Below are 15540 nucleotides of genomic sequence, written 5' to 3' on the forward strand. Positions count from 1 at the left end.
GCTCGAGAGATGCCGCGTACGGAGGAAGTCCATGGCAGCCAAGACGAAATTCCGGGGGTCGTTCACCGCCTTGGTCACCCCGTTCAAGAACGGCTCGCTGGATGAAGCGGCGTTCCGCTCCCTGGTCAATTGGCAGATATCCGAAGGCACCAACGGCCTCGTCCCGGTCGGCACGACAGGCGAGAGCCCGACGCTCAGCCATGACGAGCACAAGAAGGTGGTCGAGTGGTGCATCGAGGAGGCCAAGGGCCGCGTCCCCGTCGTTGCCGGCGCCGGCTCCAACTCGACCAAGGAGGCGATCGAGCTCGCCCAGCACGCCGAGAAGGCGGGCGCGAATGCCGTGCTGGTGGTGACGCCGTACTACAACAAGCCGACCCAGGAAGGCATGTACCAGCACTTCAAGGCGATCAACGACGCCATCGGTATTCCGATCATCATCTACAACATCCCGCCGCGCTCGGTGATCGACATGTCGGTCGACACCATGACGCGGCTATGGGAGCTGAAGAACATCGCCGGCGTCAAGGACGCCACCGCGAGCATGGTCCGCGTGTCGCAGCAGCGTGCCGCGATGGGCGAGGACTTCAACCAGCTCTCGGGCGAGGACGCCACCATCATCGGCTACATGGCCCATGGCGGCCACGGCTGCATCTCGGTGACCTCGAACGTCGCGCCGCGCCTGTGCTCGGAATTCCACGCCGCCTGGCAGAAGGGCGACACCAAGGCAGCCCTCGCGATCCACGACAAGCTGATGCCGCTGCACAACAACCTCTTCATCGAGAGCAATCCGGCTCCGATCAAGTACGCGATGTCGCTGCTCGGCAAGCTGGACGAGACGCTGCGCCTGCCGATGGTGCCGGTCACCGAGTCGACGCGCGTTGCCGTGCGCAGCGCCATGGTTCATGCTGGGCTGATCAACTGATCTAGCCAGTTCGGGAGCCGTTCATGAGCGTCGACGAGAAGGGTAGGAAGATGCTCACGGAGTTCCGCGAGTTCGCCATGAAGGGCAATGTCGTCGATCTCGCGGTCGGCGTCATCATCGGCGCGGCCTTCGGCGCCATCGTCACGTCGCTGGTCGGTGACATCATCATGCCGCTCATCGGCGCCGCGACCGGTGGGCTCGACTTCTCGAACTACTTCGTCCCCTTGTCGAAGGCGGTGACCGCCACCAACTTGGCGGATGCGAAAAAGCAAGGCGCCGTACTTGCTTACGGCAGCTTCCTGACGCTCACGATCAACTTCATCATCGTCGCTTTCGTGTTGTTCCTGGTGATCCGCGCCATGAACACGCTGAAGCGGAAGGAAGAGACGAAGCCCGCGGAGCCGCCGAAGCCGTCGGCCGAGGTCGTGCTGCTGACCGAGATCCGCGATCTCCTCAAGAAGTGACGCGCGCGCTTCAACCAGACTGCTAGCTTACGCCTGCATCTTCCTCAGGTTTGTCCACCATGGCCGATAAAAACGAACGTCCAATCAAGGTCATGGCGGAAAATCGCAAGGCCCGCTTCAACTATGCGATCGAGGATACGATCGAGGCGGGCATTGCGCTGACCGGAACCGAGGTCAAGTCGATCCGCAACGGCAAGAGCACGATCGCGGAATCCTACGCCGATTCCAAGGACGGCGAGATCTGGCTGATCAACGCCACCATTCCCGAATATTTGCAGGGCAATCGCTTCAATCACGAGCCCAAGCGACCGCGGAAACTGCTGCTGCATCGCCGGCAGATCAACAAACTGATGGGCGCCGTCGACCGCGAGGGCATGACGCTGATTCCGCTCAAGCTCTATTTCAACGAGCGTGGTCGCGCCAAATTGCAGCTCGCGGTTGCAAAGGGCAAGAAGCTCCACGACAAGCGCGAGAGCGAGAAGAAGCGGGACTGGAGCCGGGAGAAGGGGCGCCTGCTGCGGGCGAGGGGATAGCGCGATGAATCAGCGGAACCTGCTCGAGGTCGATTGGACCCAGATTCCCGCGCCAGCCGACGATGGTGCGGCCGCGCATCTGACCGGCATGGTGGTGCCGCCGATCGGCCTGCGCGCGACCAACGACACCTCGGTGACCCTGTCCGCCCTGCGCGGCCGAACCGTGGTGTTCGCCTATCCGCGCACGGGCGAGCCCGGCAAGATCGCGCTGGTGGACGATTGGGACATGATTCCGGGGGCGCGCGGTTGCACGCCGCAGACCTGCGCGTTTCGCGATCTGTTCGCCGAGCTGAGGGCTGCCGGCGCCGCCCATGTGTTCGGTCTGTCGACCCAGAGCAACGACTACCAGACCGAGATGGCCTCACGGCTGCATCTGCCGTTCCCCGTGCTGTCGGACGAAAAGCTCGCGCTCACGCACGCCTTGAAGCTGCCGACCATGGAGGTCGCGGGCCTGACGCTGATCAAGCGTCTTGCGCTTGTAATCGACGACGGCAGGATCACGCACGTGTTCTATCCGGTGTTTCCACCGGACCGGAATGCCGGCGACGTCCTGGACTGGCTGAAGGCCAACCCGGTTCGCGCCTAATCCAGGTCCGCCTTCACCTTCGCGAACACCGAGCGGAACATGTCGGGCGTCAGCACGCCGGTGTTCGTGTTGTAGCGCGAGCAGTGATAGCTGTCGTAGAGCTTGAACGCGCCGGCCTGATGCACCGCGCCATGGCCGAAGGGGGCCTGGGAGGCCTTCAGCTTCAGCGGCTTGAGCACGCTGTCGTGCGCAATCCGCCCGAGCGCGACGATCGCGCGCAGCTTCGGCATCGTCTCGAGATTGGCGACCAGAAACTGCCGGCAGGTATTGATCTCGACCGGCAGTGGCTTGTTCTGCGGCGGAACGCAATGCACGGCATTGGCGATCCGGCAGTCCACCAGCTTCAGGCCGTCATCGGGGCGCGCCTGATAGCTGCCCTTGGCAAAGCCGTATTCGAGCAGCGTGGCATAGAGCAGGTCGCCGGCATAATCGCCGGTGAAGGGGCGGCCGGTGCGGTTGGCACCCTGCATCCCCGGCGCGAGGCCGACGATCAGGAGGCGCGCCTTGATGTCGCCGAAGGGCGCAACCGGCGCATTGTGCCATGACGGCTCGCGCGCACGATTGGCCGCGCGAAAGGCAACCAGGCGCGGACAGAGCGGACAATCACGGTCGGGAACGACGGTGGGAGGCTGGCGGCTGGAGCGTGCCGCCTCACTCCTCGAAGTCGTCATCGCCCCTCGGCGCCATCGTGGTTGCGCGCTGGAGGAATTGCGGGGCGTGGTGGCGGCCTTCGCCACGCTCGCCGCGGTCGCGCGGGGCGGGACGTTCGGACGGATCGCGACCGAGCTTGGACTGCAGCTCGACCAGATCGGTGAAGACGTCGGCCTGGCGGCGCAGCTCGTCGGCGATCATCGGCGGCTGGCTGGCGATGGTGGAGATCACCGTGACCCGCACGCCGCGGCGCTGCACGGCCTCGACCAGGGAGCGGAAGTCGCCGTCACCGGAGAACAGCACCATCTGGTCGATGTGCTCGGCGAGCTCCATGGCGTCCACGGCGAGCTCGATATCCATGTTGCCCTTGACCTTGCGGCGGCCGGAAGCGTCGATGAATTCCTTGGTCGCCTTGGTGACGACGGTGTAGCCGTTGTAGTCCAGCCAGTCGATCAGCGGGCGGATCGAGGAGTATTCCTGATCCTCGATGATCGCGGTGTAGTAGAACGCCCGAAGCAGCGTCCCGCGGCTCTGAAACTCCTTCAGCAGGCGCTTGTAATCGATGTCGAAGCCCAGAGTCTTGGCCGTCGCGTAGAGATTGGCCCCATCGATGAAGAGCGCGATCTTGTTGGTCGGAGAAGGTGACATTCAGTTTGCTCGCGTAGTGTTCGTGATTGATCGTTTTATTGTTGGCGCGGCGACAGCAGGCCGCGCATTTCTAAAGTGCCGCTAAGACCCTCGAAACTGCAAATCCGGAGAAGTCGGGGCAATCAAGGTATAGTTATGGCGGACTTGCATAGACCCGGCGCTGCCCTCGATGGCAGCCCGGGAAACTACCCATCCCAGCCCCAATGTGGGGGTAGCAGAGCCGTTTGGCGAGGCCAAATCACAAATTGGCCTTGCGAAACCGGCCTGACCCCTATAACTACCCCCAATCATCCACATATTTCGTCCCACCCACAACGGAGCGACAGTCCATGGCTCGCGTCACCGTAGAAGATTGTATCGACAAGGTCGACAACCGGTTTGACTTGGTCCTGCTGGCCGCCCACCGTGCCCGCATGATTTCATCCGGTTCACAACTAACGGTTGACCGCGATAACGACAAGAACCCTGTTGTGTCTTTGCGCGAAATTGCCGACACGACCATCTCGCCGGAGGACCTCCGCGAGGAGCTGGTCCACTCGCTCCAGAAGTTCGTCGAGGTCGACGAGCCCGAGCCGGACACGGTGCCGCTGATCGGTTCCGCTGGCGCCAGCGTCGATGCGGACGATACCGAAGTTGCCGTCGAGCGGATGACCGAGGAAGAGCTCCTGAAGGGTCTCGAAGGCCTCGCCCCGCCCGAGGAGCAGCCCGAGGAAGACGAGTAAATCGTCCGTCGCGATCGTCGACTTCTTGTGATTTTATCAAAGGCCCGAACCATTGTTCGGGCCTTTGCTTTTGTTGACGTTTTCGTGGTTACCATAGCGTGGTCGATTGGCGATGCGCCCTGTCACTGAATTGATCGGACACAAACGCGATCGGAGCTAAGATGTATACAACGGGCAGGCCCAGGCCCGTTTGAAGGCAGGACGGCATGGTATATCGGCGTCGCAGACCCTCGCAGATGCAGGCCGCAACCGAATCGGTTGCCGTGGCCCCGACTGCGCCGGTCGCGCGTCCGGCCAAGCCCCGCGCGCGGATGATGCGTCAATATGACCTCGTCGAGCGCGTTCGGTCCTACAACCCCAACACCAACGAGGACCTGCTGAACCGCGCCTACGTCTACGCCATGAAGGCGCATGGCTCTCAGACCCGCGCCTCGGGCGATCCGTATTTCTCGCACCCGCTCGAAGTGGCGGCGATTCTCACCGACCTCAAGCTCGACGACGCCACCATCGTGGCCGCGCTGCTGCACGACACGATCGAGGACACCGAAGCGACGCGGGCCGAGATCGACCAGATCTTCGGGCCGGAGATCGGCGCGCTGGTCGAGGGCCTGACCAAGCTGAAGCGGTTGGAGCTGGTGTCGCGGGAGGCCAAGCAGGCCGAGAATCTGCGCAAATTGTTGCTGGCCATTGCCGACGATGTCCGCGTGCTCCTGGTCAAGCTCGCCGACCGTCTGCACAACATGCGCACGCTGGACTTCGTGCCGACCGAATCGCGCCGGCGCATCGCCGAGGAGACGCTCGACATCTATGCGCCGCTCGCGGGGCGCATGGGCATGCAGGAAATGCGCGAGGAGCTGGAGGATCTATCCTTCCGCACCCTCGATCCCGAAGCCTATTCGGTCGTAATGCAGCGCCTCGACGCGCTCGCCGACCGCAACCGCAATCTGATCGGCGAGATCGAGGACCAGCTCTCCAACAACCTGCGCCACCGGGGCCTGGGCGCGCGGGTGTATGGCCGTCGCAAGAAGCCGTTCTCGATCTGGACCAAGATGGAGCGCAAGTCGGTCGGCTTCGAGCAATTGTCCGACATCTTCGGCTTCCGCCTCGTCGTCAACGACATCGAGGCCTGCTATCGCGCGCTCGGCATCGTGCACACCACCTGGCCGGTCGTGCCGGGGCGCTTCAAGGACTACATCTCGACCCCGAAGCAGAATGACTACCGCTCGATCCACACCACGGTGATCGGTCCCGGCAACCAGCGCGTCGAGCTGCAGATCCGCACCGAGGCGATGGACCAGATCGCCGAGCGCGGCATCGCCGCGCATGTGTTCTACAAGGAGGGGGTGGGCTCGCCGAACGAATTCCTCAAGCGCGAATCCAACGCCTTCGCCTGGCTGCGCCACACCATCGGCATCCTCTCGGAGAGCGCCAATCCGGAGGAATTCCTCGAGCACACCAAGCTCGAGCTGTTCCACGACCAGGTGTTCTGCTTCACCCCGAAGGGCAAGCTGATCGCGCTGCCGCGCCACGCCAACGTGATCGACTTCGCCTATGCCGTGCATACCGACGTCGGCAACAGCGCGGTCGGCTGCAAGATCAACGGCCAGTTCGCGCCGCTGTCCTCGGAGCTGCAGAACGGCGACGAGGTCGAGGTGCTGACCTCGGAAGCGCAATCGGCGCCGCCCTCGGCCTGGGAAACCCTTGCGGTCACCGGCAAGGCGCGCGCCGCGATCCGCCGCGCCACCCGGACCGCGGTGCGCGATCAATATGCCGGTCTCGGCCGGCGCATCGTCGAGCGCCTGTTCGAGCGCGCCAAGATCGAATACGCCGACGACAAGCTCAAGGGCGCGCTGCCGCGGCTCGCGCGCACCTCGATCGAGGACGTGATGGCGGCCGTGGGGCGCGGCGAAATCAAGGCCTCCCACGTCGCGCGTGCGATGTATCCCGACTACAAGGAAGAACGCATCGCGCGCTACGGCGCGAAAAAGGGGCTCGCCGCCAAGCTCAAGGAGAAATCGTCGGAGCCGCCGCGCAGCCCGGTCGCGATTCCGATTCGCGGCATCAATTCCGATCTGCCGATCAAGTTCGCGCCGAACGGCGGCGCCGTGCCCGGAGACCGTATCGTCGGCATCGTCACGCCGGGCGAGGGCATCACGATCTACCCGATCCAGGCGCCGGCGTTGAAGGATTTCGAGGAGGAGCCGGAGCGCTGGCTCGACGTCCGCTGGGACATCGAGGACTCCGCGCCGCAGCGCTTCCCGGCCCGCATCAAGGTCGAGAACGTCAACGAGCCCGGCGCGCTGGCGCAGATCGCGACCGTGATCGCCGAGCACGACGGCAACATCGACAACATCAGCATGCAGCGCCGCTCGCCCGACTTCACGGAGACGACGATCGATCTCGAAGTCTACGATCTAAAGCATCTGAGCGCGATCCTGGCCCAGCTGCGGGCGAAGGCGGTCGTCGCCAAAGTCGAACGTGTTAATGGATAGGCGCATCTCGCATGCGCCGGTTCCTCTGATTTCGCGAGTCCTGAAATGCCTGCTTCTCCACTTCGCCTCGGCGTCAACATCGATCACGTCGCAACGGTGCGTAACGCACGCGGTGGCCGCCATCCCGATCCGGTGCGCGCCGCGCTCTTGGCGATCGAGGCCGGCGCCGACGGCATCACCGCGCATCTGCGCGAGGATCGCCGGCACATCCGCGACGAGGACATGGCCCGGCTGAAGGCCGAGATCACCAAGCCCCTCAATTTCGAGATGGCGGCGACCGACGACATGATGCGCATCTCGCTCGCCACCAGGCCGCACGCCGTGTGCCTGGTGCCGGAGCGCCGCCAGGAGGTCACCACCGAAGGCGGGCTGGACGTCGTCGGCCAGCACAATGCGCTCGCGCCCTATATCGCGCGCCTGAACGATGCCGGTATCCGCGTCTCCCTCTTCATCGCCGCCGATCCCGCCCAGATCGAGATGGCGGCGCGTCTGCGCGCGCCCGTGATCGAGATCCACACCGGCGCCTGGTGCGACGCTGTCACCGACGGCCACATCGAGAAAGCCGAGGCCGAGTGGAAGCGGATCGTGGCAGGCGTGAAGCTGGCCAAGGCTGCCGGGCTGGAGGTCCATGCCGGCCACGGGCTCGACTATGCGACTGCGGAGACGATCGCGGCGCTGCCTGAGATCATGGAGCTCAACATCGGCTATTACATGATCGGCGAGGCGCTGTTCGTGGGGTTGGCCGAGACGGTGCGCAGCATGCGCGCGGCGATGGACCGTGGCCGGAGCCGGGCATGATCATCGGCATCGGCTCCGATCTGATCGACATCACCCGCGTCGCCAAGGTGATCGAGCGTCACGGCGAGCGCTTCCTCGACCGCATCTTCACCGCGGCCGAGCGGGCCAAGGCGGAGCGCCGCGCCAAGAACGAGAAAATGGTGGTCGCGACCTACGCCAAGCGCTTCGCCGCCAAGGAGGCCTGCTCCAAGGCGCTCGGCACCGGCATCCGGCGCGGGGTCTGGTGGCGCGATATGGGGGTGGTCAACCTGCCGGGCGGACGGCCGACCATGCAGCTGACCGGCGGGGCGCTGGCCCGGCTTCAGGCCCTGACGCCGGAAGGGTTCGAGCCCCGGATCGACCTGTCGATCACCGACGACTGGCCGCTGGCGCAGGCCTTCGTCATCATTTCCGCCGTCCCGCTGGCCAAGCCCTGATCCTGATTGTCGCCATGTTATAATTCTTATTGAAATTCAATGTCTTAGGAAGTTTTGGTGCGATCTTTCATTGCGTGGCCTCCGACAACCGTCTAAAAGTCCGCGGACGCAAATCAGCTTGGGTAAATTCGGCTTTACGCCGGAATTGGCCCTCACTATCAGAATCAGGACAATCTCCTTGCGCCGCGAACCGGTGGGCCGTTCGCGGGAGGAGGGCGCTCTGTGATCGCCGGCCGGAATTGAGAGAGCAATGAGCGTGACTTCGGGAACGAAAACTGAGAGCGGCGTCGGCGAAACGATCCGGGTCGTGATCCACGCTCTCCTGATCGCGCTGGTGATCCGTACCTTCCTGTTCCAGCCCTTCAACATCCCGTCCGGCTCGATGAAGGCGACGCTGCTGGTCGGCGACTATCTGTTCGTCTCGAAATATTCCTACGGCTACAGCCATTACTCGATTCCGTTCTCGCCGCCGCTGTTCTCCGGGCGGGTCTGGGGCTCGGACCCGCAACGCGGCGACATCGTCGTGTTTCGCCTGCCGAAGGACGATTCCACCGACTACATCAAGCGCGTGATCGGCCTTCCCGGCGACCGCATCCAGATGCGGGACGGGCTGCTCTACATCAACGACGCGCCGGTCGAGCGGCAGCGGATGAGCGAATATGTCGGCGAGGAGCCATGCGGCTCGGAGGGTGGCGGCATCTCCCGGGTGAAGCGCTGGAAGGAAACGCTGCCAAACGGCGTGTCCTATGAGACGCTCGATTGCGCCGACAACGGCTACGTGGACAACACCAACGTCTATACCGTGCCCGCTGGCCATTTCTTCATGATGGGCGACAACCGCGACAACTCCACCGACAGCCGCTTCCTCGGCCAGGTCGGCTATGTGCCGCAGGAGAATCTGATCGGCCGCGCCCAGATGATCTTCTTCTCCATCGCCGAAGGCGAGCATGCCTGGATGTTCTGGCGCTGGCCGTGGGCGGTGCGCTGGAATCGCTTCTTCAAAATCGTCCGATGAAAGACGAAGCCAAGGACATCGCGACCCAATCCATCGAGGCGCAAGCCGCTCCCGAGAGCGAAGCTGCAACCAAGACGCCTGCGAAGAAGAGGCGGGTGCGCAAGGCCAAGGCGACCGATGCGAATGCGGCGCTCGAGGCGCGCATTGGGTACAGCTTTTCGGATCCGAACCTCTTGATGCAGGCGATCACGCATGTCTCGGCGCTGAAGTCCGGGCGCAAGCGCGGCGACAGCTATCAGCGGCTGGAATTCCTCGGCGACCACGTGCTCGGGCTCGTCGTCTCCGACATGCTCTATCACGCCTTCCCGAACGCCGATGAGGGCGAGCTGTCCAAGCGTCTTGCCGAGCTCGTGCGCAAGGAAAGCTGCGCGGACGTTGCCAAGTCGCTCGGACTGCTCGACGACATCAAGCTCGGCTCGGTCGGCTCCAGCGCCGATGCCCGCCTGCGCAAATCCATTCTCGGCGACATCTGCGAGGCCGTGATCGGCGCCGTCTTCCTCGACGGCGGCTACGCGGCGGTGGCCGAGTTCGTCAAGCGCAACTGGACCGAGCGCATGCACAAGCCGCGCCGTCCCTTGCGAGACCCCAAGACCGTGCTGCAGGAATGGGCGCAAGGGAAGGGGCTGCCGACGCCGGTTTACCGCGAGGTCGAGCGCACCGGCCCGCATCACGACCCGCAATTCCGCGTCGCCGTCGACCTGCCGGGACTGGCGCCGGCCGAAGGCATCGGCGGCAGCAAGCGCGCGGCGGAGAAAGTAGCAGCTTCAGTGATGATCGAGCGTGAAGGCGTTGGCGGCGGCAATGACGGCTGAAACGAGCGGCGAGACGCCCACTGCGACGCGCTGCGGTTTCGTCGCGCTGATCGGCGCGCCGAATGTCGGCAAGTCGACGCTGGTCAATGCGCTGGTCGGCGCCAAGGTCACGATCGTCTCGCGCAAGGTGCAGACCACGCGCGCGCTGATCCGCGGCATCGTGATCGAGAACAATGCGCAGATCATCCTGGTCGACACGCCCGGCATCTTTCTGCCGAAGCGGCGGCTCGACCGCGCCATGGTCTCGACCGCCTGGAGCGGGGCGCATGACGCCGATCTCGTCTGCGTGCTGCTCGATGCCAAGACGGGCATCGACGAGGAGGCCGAGGCGATCCTGACCAAGGCCGCCAGCGTCAATCACGACAAGATCCTCGTCATCAACAAGGTCGATCTGGTCCAGCGCGAGAAGCTGCTGGCGCTGGCGCAGGCCGCCAACGAGCGCATGAAGTTCGCGCGCACCTTCATGATCGCGGCGATCTCGGGCGACGGCGTCGACGACATCCGCAAGACGCTCGCCGAGATGGTGCCGCCGGGACCGTATCTCTATCCCGAGGACCAGATGTCGGATGCGCCGATGCGGCAGCTGGCGGCCGAGATCACGCGCGAAAAAATCTATCAGAAGCTGCACCAGGAATTGCCCTACCAGTCCACGGTCGAGACCGACAAGTGGGAGGAGCGCAAGGACAAGTCGGTGCGCATCGAGCAGACGATCTTCGTCGAGCGCGAAAGCCAGCGCAAGATCGTGCTCGGCAAGGGCGGCGCCACCATCAAGTCGATCGGCGCGGACTCGCGCAAGGAGCTCATGCAGATCCTGGACGTGCCGGTGCATCTGTTCCTGTTCGTCAAGGTGCGCGAGAACTGGGGCGACGATCCCGATCGCTACCGCGAAATGGGCCTGGACTTCCCCAGGGAATAAGCAAGAACAGATCGGTTTCCGATGAGCGTGCCCAGCAATGTCAGGCGCTTCGAAGCGCTGCTCTATGCATCGTTGATGCTGGATGCCGTCTCGGTCGCGGTGCAGGACCGCACGCCCAATGCCGAGATGACCGAGCAGATGATCATGACGGCGACCGTGCTCGCCGGCGGCATGATCCTGCTGCTGGTCTACTTCGTCTGGCTGGCTGCGCATTGGCGCAAGAACTGGCCGCGCTGGGTGCTGGCGGCGGCGCTCGTGCTGTCGGTGATCTCGCTCGGCCAGATCATCGGCGAGAAGGGCCTGGAGCTCGACAGCGCCATCGAGATCGTCTCCTGCGCGCTGACCACGATGGGCCTTTACTTCTCCTTCAGCGGCGACGCACAGGGCTGGTTCAACGCGTGAAGTTACGCGCGGTGCCGTAGGGCGGATTAGCGAAGCGTAATCCGCCATTCTCAGGCACGGACGATGCGGCGGATTACGCCTTCGGCTAATCCGCCCTACGGTCGGTAAGTGTGGACGATGATCGCCGCGCTCACGATGATGGCCCAGATGACAAATCCGACGATCACGCCGAGCGCCGGGGACAGGATCACCCGGTCTTCGCCGGAACGCGTGATCTGCAGGAAGCCGGTCCAACCGATCCTGGTCATGACTTTGGGGAATTCGACCCTGACCTTGCCCCATGTGACTGCGAACAACACAGCCACGGCCGTAAAATAGAAAATCGTCGGCAGGGCGTCGAAGACGACCCACCAGAGCAGCCAGACGACCAGCTCGAGGATTGAGACAAACAAACCGGCAACGATGTCCATGTGATCCAGGGCGTCTCCGATCTTCTGCGTCAGGACATATAGCGCTATATTTGTCGGATGGAATGGACCGACGAAGGCATCGTGCTGGGCGTGCGGCGGCATGGCGAATCCAGTGCCATTGTCGAATTGCTGACCCGCGCGCACGGCCGGCATCTCGGTCTTGTTCGTGGCGGTGCCAGCTCGCGGCTGCGGCCGCTGCTGCAGCCGGGCAACAGCGTCAGCGCGGTGTGGCGGGCGCGGCTCGACGAGCACCTCGGCACGTATGCCATCGAGGGACTGAAGCTCCGCGCGGCGACGCTGCTGGGATCCTCTCACGGGGTCTATGGCGTTACCCATCTGGCCTCGATCGCGCGGCTGTTGCCGGAGCGTGATCCGCACGAGGAAATTTTCGCGCTGCTCGAACATTCGCTGGATGATTTCGACGATATCGGCAGCGCGGCCGTCCACCTCATCCATTTCGAGCTGGCGATGCTGGCCGAGCTCGGCTTCGGGCTGGCGCTGGAGAATTGCGCGGTGACCGGCGAGACCACCGATCTGATCTATGTCTCGCCGAAATCCGGCGGGGCGGTGTCGCGCGGCGCCGGCGAGCCGTGGCGCGACCGGCTGCTGCGCCTGCCGCCTTTCCTGCGCCATGGCGAAACCGCCAGCGAGCTCACGGACCAGGATCTGCAGGATGGCTTTCGGCTGACGGGACTTTTCCTGCTGCGCCACGTGCTGGAGCCGCGCGGGCAGGGCCATTCCGACGCGCGGGCAGGCTTCATCAACGCCCTGACCCGGCAGCAGGCGAGGGCGGCGATCCCCGCGCCATGAGCGAAGCGGGACTCTGCCTTGCTTCATCACATGGGGTTCCCGGGAACGAAATCGGGCTGGTCGAGTTCGCCCTTGAGGTTCCACAACGGGGACAGCCTAAATGTTGATCAGGGGATTCGCCTTGTCCGCGGCGCTGCTCGCGTTCGCGCCTGATGCCATGGCCGGTGAGCCGCAACCCGGTGTGTTTCGCCGGGCATCCTGCACGGTCGTCCGGTACTATGTGGCCAAATATTCCGCTGCGGCCGCAGAGACATGGGCACGGTCGAAGGGGGCGACCGAGGCTGAAATCGAGGCCGCCCGGCGTTGCCTGACCAATGCGCCGGTTCCGAGCCAGGCCCAGACCCCGACGGTGACGGCCGGCTGGGCCGGCCAGTAGGCCGCCCCAGGGAACCAATCCATCCTTGCCCGATTCCCTTCCACGGTTTAACCGGGCGGCATGGGAAAACGAATCGTTCCGCCGGAAGAACCGGCCGAAATTCACGAGGTCCGGCTGCAGGAAGCGCTGGAAGAGCGCTACCTCGCCTATGCGCTCTCCACCATCATGCACCGCGCGCTGCCGGATGCGCGCGACGGCCTGAAGCCCGTTCACCGCCGCATCCTCTACGGCATGCGCCTGCTTAGGCTCGACCCCGGCACCGCCTTCAAGAAGTCCGCCAAGATCGTCGGCGACGTGATGGGCTCGTTCCACCCGCACGGCGACCAGGCCATCTACGACGCCATGGTGCGCCTGGCGCAGGACTTCTCCTCGCGCTATCCGCTGGTCGACGGCCAGGGCAATTTCGGCAATATCGACGGCGATAACCCGGCCGCCTACCGCTACACCGAAGCGCGCATGACCGACGTCGCGCGGCTTCTGCTCGAAGGAATCGACGAGGACGGCGTCGAATTCCGTCCCAATTACGACGGCCAGTCGAAGGAACCGGTCGTGCTGCCCGGCGGCTTCCCGAACCTGCTCGCCAACGGCGCGCAGGGCATCGCGGTCGGCATGGCGACCTCGATCCCGCCGCACAACGCCGCCGAGCTCTGCGAAGCCGCGCTGCACCTGATCGAGAAGCCCGACGCGAAGTCGAAGGCGCTGATGAAATGGGTCAAGGGGCCCGATTTCCCGACCGGCGGCATCTGCGTCGATTCCAAGCAGGCGATTGCCGAAGCCTACACCACCGGCCGCGGCTCGTTCCGCGTTCGTGCGCGCTGGTCGCAGGAGGAGGGCGCGCGCGGCACCTGGGTCGTCGTCGTCACCGAGATTCCCTTCCTGGTACAGAAGTCGCGGCTGATCGAGAAGGTCGCCGAGCTGCTCGACCAGAAGAAGCTGCCGCTGGTCGGCGACATCAGGGACGAGTCGGCCGAAGACGTCCGCATCGTGATCGAGCCGAAGTCGAAAAACGTCGATCCCGCCCTGATGATGGAATCGCTGTTCCGGCTCACCGAGCTCGAGAACAAGATTCCGCTGAACCTCAACGTCCTGATCAAGGGCCGTGTCCCCAAGGTGGTGGGGCTGGCGGAGTGCCTGCGCGAATGGCTCGACCATCTGCGCGACGTCCTGATCCGCCGCAGCAACTACCGCAAGGCGCAGATCGAGCACCGCTTGGAAGTGCTCGGCGGCTTACTGATCGCCTATCTCAACATCGACAAGGTCATCAAGATCATCCGCACCGAGGATGAGCCGAAGCCGGCCTTGATGAAGGAGTTCAAGCTCACCGAGGTGCAGGCCGAAGCCATCCTCAACATGCGCTTGCGCTCCTTGCGCAAGCTGGAGGAAATGGAGATCCGCACCGAGGACAAGAACCTCCGTGCCGAGCTCAAGGGCATCAACGCGGTGCTCGCCTCCGAAGCCGAGCAGTGGAAGAAGGTCGGCGAGCAGGTCGGCAAGGTCCGCGACATGTTCGGACCGAAGACGCCGCTCGGCAAGCGCCGCACCACCTTTGCCGATGCGCCCGAGCACGATCTCGCCGCGATGGAGGAAGCCCTCGTCGAGCGCGAGCCGGTGACGGTCGTCGTCTCCGACAAGGGCTGGATCCGCACCATGAAGGGGCACGTCGAGGACCTCTCGGGGCTCGCCTTCAAGCAGGACGACAAGCTCGGCTTTGCGTTCTTCGCCGAGACCACCTCGAAGCTCCTGCTGTTCGCCACCAACGGCAAGTTCTACACGCTCGACGTCGCCAAGCTGCCGGGCGGCCGCGGACACGGCGAGCCGATCCGCCTGTTCATCGACCTCGAGCAGGAGGCCGCGCCCGTCGCGCTGTTCGTCAACAAGGGCGGACGCAAATTCCTGGTCGCCAGCCACGAGGGCCAGGGCTTCGTCGTCAACGAGGACGATTGCGTCGGCACCACCAAGAAGGGCAAGCAGGTCCTCAACGTCGACATGCCGAACGAGGCGCGCGCGATCACCGAGGTGCTCGGCGACACCGTCGCTGTCATCGGCGAGAACCGCAAGATGCTGGTGTTCCCGCTCGACCAGGTGCCGGAAATGGCCCGCGGCCGCGGCGTGCGCCTGCAGAAATACAAGGACGGCGGCCTCTCGGATATCGCCGTGTTCGAGGCCAAGGCGGGCCTCACCTGGAAGGACTCCGCGGGCCGCGAATTCTCCGCGACCATGAAGGAGCTCTCGGAGTGGCAAGGCACCCGCGCCGATGCCGGCCGCCTGCCGCCGAAGGGTTTCCCGAAGTCGAACAAGTTCGGCAAGGCGATCGGGTAGGGCGGCAGCACGCGCTGTTGCCCCAACATTGGTGTCATGCCCCGGCTTGACCGGGGCATCCAGTACGCCGCGGCTTCTCGGTTCAATCATCGACGCCTCTGGGATACTGGATCGCCCGGTCCTAGTGCGCAATTGCGCACTGGCCGGGCGATGACAGCAGTGGTGCGACGCGCACCTGCATCCCCACCGTCATTGCGAACTCCGCGAAGCAATCCAGAGTCTTTCCGCGGCGGTAGTCCTGGATTGCC

At 64.4% G+C, this 15540-nt stretch carries 18 protein-coding genes; 15 read left to right on the plus strand and 3 right to left on the minus strand.

All coding sequences use genetic code 11. The features are described 5' to 3' along the window. Positions 1-31 precede the first annotated feature (31 nt). Genes dapA through CO669_RS28135 form a run of 4 tightly spaced genes read left to right on the plus strand, consistent with a single transcriptional unit; the run spans position 32 to position 2505 of the window. Positions 32-922: a 4-hydroxy-tetrahydrodipicolinate synthase gene (gene dapA, locus CO669_RS28120; RefSeq protein ID WP_097663200.1), complete on the plus strand. Its 891-nt coding sequence runs from the start codon at positions 32-34 to the stop codon at positions 920-922. 50 nt (positions 923-972) lie between these two features. Continuing rightward, on the plus strand, positions 973-1386 hold the full coding sequence (mscL, locus tag CO669_RS28125; protein ID WP_198964310.1) for a large conductance mechanosensitive channel protein MscL: 414 nt from the start codon (positions 973-975) through the stop codon (positions 1384-1386). A gap of 59 nt (positions 1387-1445) precedes the next feature. Then, on the plus strand, positions 1446-1919 hold the full coding sequence (gene smpB, locus CO669_RS28130) for an SsrA-binding protein SmpB (protein ID WP_018644570.1): 474 nt from the start codon (positions 1446-1448) through the stop codon (positions 1917-1919). Positions 1920-1923: 4 nt separating this feature from the next. Further along, the gene (locus tag CO669_RS28135) at positions 1924-2505 is read left to right on the plus strand and encodes a peroxiredoxin (protein ID WP_097663202.1); all 582 of its coding nucleotides are present in this window, start codon (positions 1924-1926) and stop codon (positions 2503-2505) included. Here the strand turns inward: CO669_RS28135 and CO669_RS28140 are convergent. Both CO669_RS28140 and CO669_RS28145 read right to left on the minus strand, forming a co-directional pair. After that, the gene (locus CO669_RS28140; protein ID WP_097663203.1) at positions 2502-3176 is read right to left on the minus strand and encodes a uracil-DNA glycosylase; all 675 of its coding nucleotides are present in this window, start codon (positions 3174-3176) and stop codon (positions 2502-2504) included. The two genes, CO669_RS28135 and CO669_RS28140, sit on opposite strands and share 4 nt — an antisense overlap. Then, positions 3157-3804: a LabA-like NYN domain-containing protein gene (locus CO669_RS28145; RefSeq protein ID WP_008133019.1), complete on the minus strand. Its 648-nt coding sequence runs from the start codon at positions 3802-3804 to the stop codon at positions 3157-3159. Before CO669_RS28145 ends, CO669_RS28140 begins: the two co-directional genes overlap by 20 nt. A 329-nt stretch (positions 3805-4133) precedes the next feature. Here CO669_RS28145 and rpoZ point away from each other — a divergent pair, with 329 nt between their 5' ends. The 8 genes from rpoZ (at position 4134) to CO669_RS28185 (ending at position 11377) form a co-directional block, all read left to right on the plus strand. After that, positions 4134-4526 (plus strand): DNA-directed RNA polymerase subunit omega, encoded by a 393-nt coding sequence (gene rpoZ, locus CO669_RS28150; RefSeq protein ID WP_008133017.1) that lies wholly within the window; start codon positions 4134-4136, stop codon positions 4524-4526. 206 nt (positions 4527-4732) lie between these two features. Beyond that, positions 4733-7018, plus strand: coding sequence for a RelA/SpoT family protein (locus CO669_RS28155; protein ID WP_097663204.1), 2286 nt, complete (start codon positions 4733-4735; stop codon positions 7016-7018). A 45-nt stretch (positions 7019-7063) separates the two neighbouring features. Further along, entirely contained in the window at positions 7064-7816 is a 753-nt protein-coding gene (locus CO669_RS28160) for a pyridoxine 5'-phosphate synthase (protein ID WP_097663205.1), read from the plus strand. Beyond that, on the plus strand, positions 7813-8232 hold the full coding sequence (gene acpS, locus CO669_RS28165; protein WP_080137036.1) for a holo-ACP synthase: 420 nt from the start codon (positions 7813-7815) through the stop codon (positions 8230-8232). Before CO669_RS28160 ends, acpS begins: the two co-directional genes overlap by 4 nt. A gap of 250 nt (positions 8233-8482) precedes the next feature. Beyond that, positions 8483-9247, plus strand: coding sequence for a signal peptidase I (lepB, locus tag CO669_RS28170; RefSeq protein ID WP_097663206.1), 765 nt, complete (start codon positions 8483-8485; stop codon positions 9245-9247). Then, positions 9244-10059: a ribonuclease III gene (gene rnc, locus CO669_RS28175; protein WP_097663207.1), complete on the plus strand. Its 816-nt coding sequence runs from the start codon at positions 9244-9246 to the stop codon at positions 10057-10059. Before lepB ends, rnc begins: the two co-directional genes overlap by 4 nt. After that, positions 10049-10975 carry a GTPase Era gene (gene era / locus CO669_RS28180; protein ID WP_097663208.1) on the plus strand — a complete coding sequence of 309 codons (927 nt, stop codon included), beginning with the start codon at positions 10049-10051 and terminating at the stop codon, positions 10973-10975. Before rnc ends, era begins: the two co-directional genes overlap by 11 nt. Before the next feature lie 21 nt (positions 10976-10996). Next, positions 10997-11377: a hypothetical protein gene (locus CO669_RS28185; RefSeq protein ID WP_097663209.1), complete on the plus strand. Its 381-nt coding sequence runs from the start codon at positions 10997-10999 to the stop codon at positions 11375-11377. Positions 11378-11472: 95 nt separating this feature from the next. On the opposite strand, the gene CO669_RS28190 is transcribed toward CO669_RS28185, so the two are convergent. Next, positions 11473-11787 carry a hypothetical protein gene (locus CO669_RS28190; RefSeq protein ID WP_097663210.1) on the minus strand — a complete coding sequence of 105 codons (315 nt, stop codon included), beginning with the start codon at positions 11785-11787 and terminating at the stop codon, positions 11473-11475. Between the two features lie 57 nt (positions 11788-11844). Between CO669_RS28190 and recO the strand changes: the two genes are divergently transcribed. The 3 genes from recO to parC all read left to right on the plus strand — a co-directional run bounded on the left by recO (position 11845) and on the right by parC (position 15292). Beyond that, positions 11845-12597, plus strand: a complete 753-nt coding sequence (recO, locus tag CO669_RS28195) for a DNA repair protein RecO (protein WP_097663211.1) — start codon at positions 11845-11847, stop codon at positions 12595-12597. A 100-nt stretch (positions 12598-12697) separates the two neighbouring features. Then, complete coding sequence (locus CO669_RS28200; RefSeq protein ID WP_097663212.1) at positions 12698-12973, plus strand: hypothetical protein; 276 nt, start codon at positions 12698-12700, stop codon at positions 12971-12973. Positions 12974-13033: 60 nt separating this feature from the next. Beyond that, entirely contained in the window at positions 13034-15292 is a 2259-nt protein-coding gene (parC, locus tag CO669_RS28205) for a DNA topoisomerase IV subunit A (RefSeq protein WP_097663213.1), read from the plus strand. Positions 15293-15540: the final 248 nt, after the last annotated feature.

This window comes from Bradyrhizobium sp. Y36 (genome assembly GCF_002531575.1).
In the GTDB taxonomy this organism is placed as follows: Bacteria; Pseudomonadota; Alphaproteobacteria; order Rhizobiales; family Xanthobacteraceae; genus Bradyrhizobium.